Below are 5,559 nucleotides of genomic sequence, written 5' to 3' on the forward strand. Positions count from 1 at the left end.
GTTCCGGCCCGACCACGCGACCGCGCCGCCTCGCGCGCGGCCGGGCCCGGTCCCCAGGTGCCGTTGCCGAACCATGGTGATGATCCGGCGACCCTGGTGCTCTCGCCGGTCGGGGTGGTCGTGGCCGGACCGGCTAAGCCGACGGGTTGGGCGGTCGACGCGTGCGTCGCGCCCGGCGGGTTGGCGGCGTGCCGACCGGATGGTTGGCCGGGCGCGGTGTCCGGCAAGCCGGCGTCGGGCGCCGGCGATCGGGTGCCGGGCTCGGCGGCGCCCCGGTCGGGCTCGGGGGCCGCGGTGACGATGTCGGTCACGCCCTGCCCCGCCGGCCCGCCCGCGCCCTGGTTCGGGGCGACGGTCACGGTCACGTCCTGGGGTGGGACGAACGCCCCGACGCTCTCGACGGCCGCGCCGGCGTTGGACGAGTAGAACTCCATCAGCTCGACCGCCTGCCGCTTTGCCTCCTGGGCAAGGCGATCGCGCTCGTCCTGGTCGGTCTGGCCGGCGAACAGGTGCCCGAACGTCGGGGGGAACCCCTCGACGGCCGGCTTGACCGGCTCGGGCATCGCGTTGGACGTGTACGCGAACGACTCGCGCACCTGGCGCACGCTGCCACTGCTGGCCTCACCGGCAGCGGTGGCATCCTCCGTCCACTGGACCAGCGGCGACACACCGGACCGCATCGACTCCCCCGCCAGGCCCTCCCAGGTCGCGCCGGTCTCGCGCAGCAGCCGCTCGATGTTCTGCCGCGACTCGGCCATCAGCGTCACGAACTCCATCCACGCCAGGTCCGCGGTCGCCATCGCCCCCGCGCCGGCCGCTTCCGTCCGCACCATGTCGTACAACTTCTGGTGCGAGTAGAAGGCCCAGTTCGCGTTTGACATATCCATCCCACCTCGCGCCGCTCACGACGCCGCCAACGTGCTCACTGCCGACTCAGCCCACTGATGCGCGTACTCACATTTCTCCGGAACCTCCGACAACTTGTCGTCGTACAGGTTGATGCCCGCGAGCAGGTACTGGCCCGCCGCGACGTCGACGCCGACATCGCAGCGGTTGTCGTCCCCGGGCAGGACCACGGTGATGGCCGGAAAGCCCGCCACCGGCTCGGCTTCCGTCACCTCGGCGCTGCGCTTGACATCCCGCCAGAACTCAATGCCCGCGTTGGTCACCAGGATGAGTCCGAACGCCCCCATGTCGTTGAGGTACAGGCACTCCGGTGACCCGAGGGTCTTGTCTCGGCGCAACTCGCCGGGCTTGTCGATGTAGAACGTCGGCCAGTCTGATCGCGGAATCAGCGTGCACGGATCCTTGCCGGCCAGGCTCAGCTCACGCGGCCGGGTCGGCGCAGGCGACCCGTCCGAGCCGCCATCCGCCGAGCGGGAACCCGTGTCGCCGGGCACCGGGTTCCCGGCCGAGGATTCGGTGCAGCCACTCGTTGCCAGCACGGCAATCACACAGAGAACGGTTGTCGCGAACGCCGTGCGGCTCATCGGGGGCCCGGGGTGAACTTCGTCGTGTTTCCGTCCTCCGTCAGCCCGTAGTCCCTGGCGATCTCACCCAGCGCTTCCGCCACCATCCTGAGCTGGAGCAGGTAGCCATTGGCGGCCTCGATCGCCGCCGTACCGTTGCGGCCGAGGGCCGCCGCCGTTCCCTCGCTGCAGGGATCCGCGCCGGGTGGCGACACCACACGCAGGTAGCCGCCGTTGTCATAGATCCACTTGTTGACCCGGTCGCACTCGTCCTCGAAGCCGCGTTTGAGGATGAGGAGCTTGTCGGGGTCGACGATGAGGCGGGCCGGGGGTAGGGCTGAGCCGATTTCGCCGGTGGCGGCGCCGTCCTGGAGGAAGGGCATCCCTGCTCCTCGTCGCGTTGCGAACTCGTCACTTCGCAACGAGTAGTCTTACAAAGAGGTGCGCGGACATTGCCCGGTGTCAATGAACTGTCCAGAAATGTTCCATCGAATGGGCGATTTGGACGAGCTTATGACGCAGGATGAGCAGGCGTTTCCGGGCGTAGACGATGTGGATCTCGTTCTTGTCGGGGAGGGCAACGGACAGCTCCATGGGGCGGCGGTAGGGCGGTCGGTCGGTCCAGGACGGCTCGTGGGGAACGGTGAATGGGCGGAGACACAACAGGCGGTCGCCGTGGACGGAATGCCAGGCCGGGACGGCGCACGCCTCGCGAGAATTGATCGTCGTGCGGAGCATATCAATTGCCGGGCGGGCAAGCAGCACCACGAACGTGTCGATTGTCGCGGGGTAGACCGCGACACCTTGCCGATCCTCGAGCAGATCGAAGATCGTGGTGGCCCGATTGCCGTCCGGTTTCACGCCCTGGGCGGCCCAGCGGCGGGCAAACCCGGGTGGCGTGGGCGACCAAGCCGATCTGATCATTGTCGATCCCGTGTGGACAGTTGGACCGGTAGGAGGGCGCGGCGAACCTGGGCCAGCAGGGCACAACTGGTCGAGTCGCAGACCGGGCAGCGGCCGGCGGAGTCGAGCTCGTGCAGGTTCAGGCACGTGCAGATGGCCGACACGAGGCGGCACGTCTCCGCGCGCATCATGCGGACGACCGCCGGTCCGCCGCCCTCTTGCGCGATGACGATCGGCGCCGCCAGATGTCGACGCGCGAGTTGGTTGGTCATCTCCGCCTCGGTCGGCCGACCCGACATTAGCTCCCCGATCCACTGTTGCTGGCTTTTCTATCGTCGACTATGTCTGTTCGGTGTGGACTCTGGCAACGCGCCCGATTGGCTGACCTTTAGGACGATCATGACTGCGGCGGGCTACAGTTCTGGCAACAATGACAGGAGACTCCGAGAGGACCGCCATGGGACGGAAGGTGAAACTGATGGGCGGTGTCGGCGAGCGCAGCCTGGGCATGGAGCTGCGCTATCGCCGCACAAAAGCCGGGATCAGCATGGAAAAGGTCGGTGAGGCCCTCGGCTGGTCGGCGAACACCATCAGCCGGCTGGAACGCGGTCAGCGCCAGGAGACCACCCCCGAAGAAGTGTCGGCACTCCTGGCGGTCATAGGTGTCACCGGTGACGATCGCGAGCGATTGCTCAAGATGGCAAAAGGCGACACGACCCACGGGTGGTGGGAGCCGAACGCCGCCCACTTGACCGATCAGGCCAGGACCTACCTCCGCTTCGAGTTCAAGGCCACAAGAATCATCGACGTTGAACCGCTGCTGGTGCCGGGACTACTGCAGACCCCGGACTACTGCCGCGCGCTGATGAACGCGTTCGGGGTCGAGGAGCACCAGGTCGAGGGCCGGATCGCCCGGCGGCTTGGCCGGCAAGGTCTGCTCACCCGTGCCGTGGCGCCCGATGTGATCTTCATCGTCACCGAATTGATGCTGCGCCAACCATTCGGCGGTCATGAAGTGATGGTCCGTCAGGTGCGGCATATGGCCGAGGTCGGCGAGCGTCCGAACGTCTCCATCCGGGTCCTACCGGCAAGCGTGGTAGAACATCCTGGCCTACTCGGCGGATTCGTGGTGCTTGAGTTCGCCGATGAAGCGCCCGTCGTGTTCATCGAGGGCCGCATGTCCGGGATGTTTCCCGGGAACCAAGAGGAGGTCAATGACTATGGGCGGACTGCAGAGAGACTGACTAGCCTGGCATTGGGTGAGCAGGAGTCGCTCGAACTGTTGCACTCCATCGCCGAGGACCATGAGAGGGCGAGGTACCGCGTATGACAAAGCCCGAGTGGCGCAGGAGCAGCTTCAGCGGACCCGACGCCAACTGCGTGGAGATCGCCTATGCAGCCGAGGTGGCGGCGATCCGCGACTCCAAGAACGCCGACGGGCCTTACCTGGTGGTGCCCACCGCCGCGTACCACCGCTTCATCGCCGTGGCCATGGGGGTCCGCGCCAGCCGCCCGTGAGGGGAAGGTGCCGGCATTGCCGAGCACGAATGGCGGGTACGACGGTGCGCCTGGGACGGGTGAGTTGATCAGCGACCAGCGGATGCCGTCGGTGGTGTGACAGGCGACGCCGACGGTGGTGGTGCGGTCACCGTTCCAGTCGCCGGTAACCGGTTGGCACGAGGCGAAATCACCGAACGCGAACTGCGGATACGAGGCGCCGCCGCCGGTGGGGGAGTCGGTCAGGCTCCACCGTATGCCGTCGCCGTCGCGGCAGGCCACGCCGACACCGGCGCGGCCGTCACCGTCCCAATCCCCGGTCACCGGCCAGCAGGAGTCCGGGTCACCGAGCTCGAACGGCGGGTAGGACGGGTTGCCGGCGGTCAGGGAGTCGGTCAGGCTCCACCGCATTCCGTTGCTCTCGCGGCAGGCCACGCCGACACCGGTACGGCCGTCACCGTCCCAATCCCCGGTCACCGGCCAGCACGAGTCGGTGCTACCGAACCGGAACGGTGGATAGGACGGGCCGCCACCGGCCAACGAGTTGATCAAGCTCCACCGGATTCATCGCGCGTCCAAGCTGTCGCGGCACGCGACGCCCATGGTGGTGATCCCGTTGCCGTCCCAGTCCCCGGTGACCGGCACGCACACGTCGGAGTTGCCGAACCCGCCCAACGGCCGCGGTTGGCCATCGACCAGCCGGTCCATTCCCGTCCAGGGCAGGCCATGATCGGCGCCGACCTTGCACGCCACGGCCACGGTCACCGAGCCCGGATCGGCGGGTTGGTCCCCGGAGTCGGGCTCGTCCCGGTCTCCAGTCACCGGCCAGCACCGCGCGGCCGTGCCCTCGGTCGCCGGCGCCGGCCCTTGGGGTGTCGCGTCCGGGCCGGGCGACGAGTCGCTCTGCAGCCGGAAAACGGTGATGCCGGCAACGGCGGCGGCGGCCACCCCGATCGCCAGGCCGGCCACGGTCGTGCGCCGGACACGACCATCCGGCCGGTGTTCCTGAGCCACCGGCTCGGGCGCACCGGCCGCGTCGCTGCCGGCCAGCCGGTCGTTCATCGCCCGTTCCCAGGCCGCGGCCCATTCCGCCGCCTCGGCATTGGTGACGCCCACCGCCGACAGGAGCGCGCCGAACTGGTCGCGCGGAATGACCGAGGCGCCGGACAGGTAGTTGGCCAAGGTGGTCCGCGGAATGCCGGAGGCGGCGGAGATGTCCCGCAACGACAACCGCACTTTGCCGCGGCCACGGGCCGCCCGCACGCGCAGGCGCTCCAGCTCGACGCGCATATCCGCGAAAGTGCCGATCAGTTCGGGATGTGGGCCGCTCCCACCGGCCTCGGTCACGGCGCTCACTGTGCCACAGCGCCGTCCGCGGGTGTCCGCACTCGGCCAGATCTGTCCCGTACCAGCCGTTGTCCGGTCGGGGCCCAGCATTCTGCCCGAGCACCCGACGACGGAGGTGCAGTGCCGGGGCGATCTGAGCGCCTGCGGAACGATCGCCGCGAACGCCAAGGACGGTGTCAGCTCACTGAGCACCTCGAGCAAGCCGACCACTTTCGGCCACGTGTACCGGACGTGCGGCTCGTTCAGGAAGACCGGTGTGTCGATACTGAATGTCTGTTCCCCGTGGGTCACGGCGTAACCCGGAGTCCACGATCGAAGGTTCGGCGCGGAAGTGCCCGTCAAT

8 protein-coding genes are annotated in these 5,559 nt (G+C 68.3%); 2 read left to right on the forward strand and 6 right to left on the reverse strand.

Annotated features, from left to right (window positions below; genetic code table 11):
* From VGX25_RS28620 to VGX25_RS28640, 5 genes are all read right to left on the reverse strand, one after another.
* Positions 1-881 (reverse strand): PPE domain-containing protein (locus VGX25_RS28620; RefSeq protein WP_326921032.1); only part of this gene is annotated, 881 nt, incomplete at its 3' end.
* Positions 882-902: 21 nt separating this feature from the next.
* Entirely contained in the window at positions 903-1,490 is a 588-nt protein-coding gene (locus tag VGX25_RS28625) for a DUF3558 domain-containing protein (RefSeq protein ID WP_326921033.1), read from the reverse strand.
* Complete coding sequence (locus tag VGX25_RS28630) at positions 1,487-1,852, reverse strand: hypothetical protein (protein ID WP_326921034.1); 366 nt, start codon at positions 1,850-1,852, stop codon at positions 1,487-1,489. Before VGX25_RS28630 ends, VGX25_RS28625 begins: the two co-directional genes overlap by 4 nt.
* Positions 1,853-1,931: 79 nt before the next feature.
* Positions 1,932-2,393, reverse strand: a complete 462-nt coding sequence (locus tag VGX25_RS28635) for a hypothetical protein (RefSeq protein WP_326921035.1) — start codon at positions 2,391-2,393, stop codon at positions 1,932-1,934.
* Positions 2,390-2,644, reverse strand: a complete 255-nt coding sequence (locus VGX25_RS28640; RefSeq protein WP_326921036.1) for a hypothetical protein — start codon at positions 2,642-2,644, stop codon at positions 2,390-2,392. The genes VGX25_RS28635 and VGX25_RS28640 overlap by 4 nt, the downstream gene beginning before the upstream one ends.
* Positions 2,645-2,829: 185 nt before the next feature.
* On the opposite strand from VGX25_RS28640, the gene VGX25_RS28645 reads away from it, so the two are divergent.
* Entirely contained in the window at positions 2,830-3,702 is an 873-nt protein-coding gene (locus tag VGX25_RS28645; protein ID WP_326921037.1) for a helix-turn-helix transcriptional regulator, read from the forward strand.
* Positions 3,699-3,890, forward strand: a complete 192-nt coding sequence (locus VGX25_RS28650; RefSeq protein ID WP_326921038.1) for a DUF397 domain-containing protein — start codon at positions 3,699-3,701, stop codon at positions 3,888-3,890. Before VGX25_RS28645 ends, VGX25_RS28650 begins: the two co-directional genes overlap by 4 nt.
* Positions 3,891-4,433: 543 nt before the next feature.
* On the opposite strand, the gene VGX25_RS28655 is transcribed toward VGX25_RS28650, so the two are convergent.
* A complete protein-coding gene (locus VGX25_RS28655; RefSeq protein ID WP_326921039.1) occupies positions 4,434-5,159 on the reverse strand; it encodes a helix-turn-helix transcriptional regulator in 726 nt (241 codons plus the stop codon).
* Between the last annotated feature and the right edge of the window lie 400 nt (positions 5,160-5,559).

The sequence above is a fragment of the Actinophytocola sp. genome (assembly GCF_035942955.1).
In the GTDB taxonomy this organism is placed as follows: Bacteria; Actinomycetota; Actinomycetes; order Mycobacteriales; family Pseudonocardiaceae; genus DASYTH01.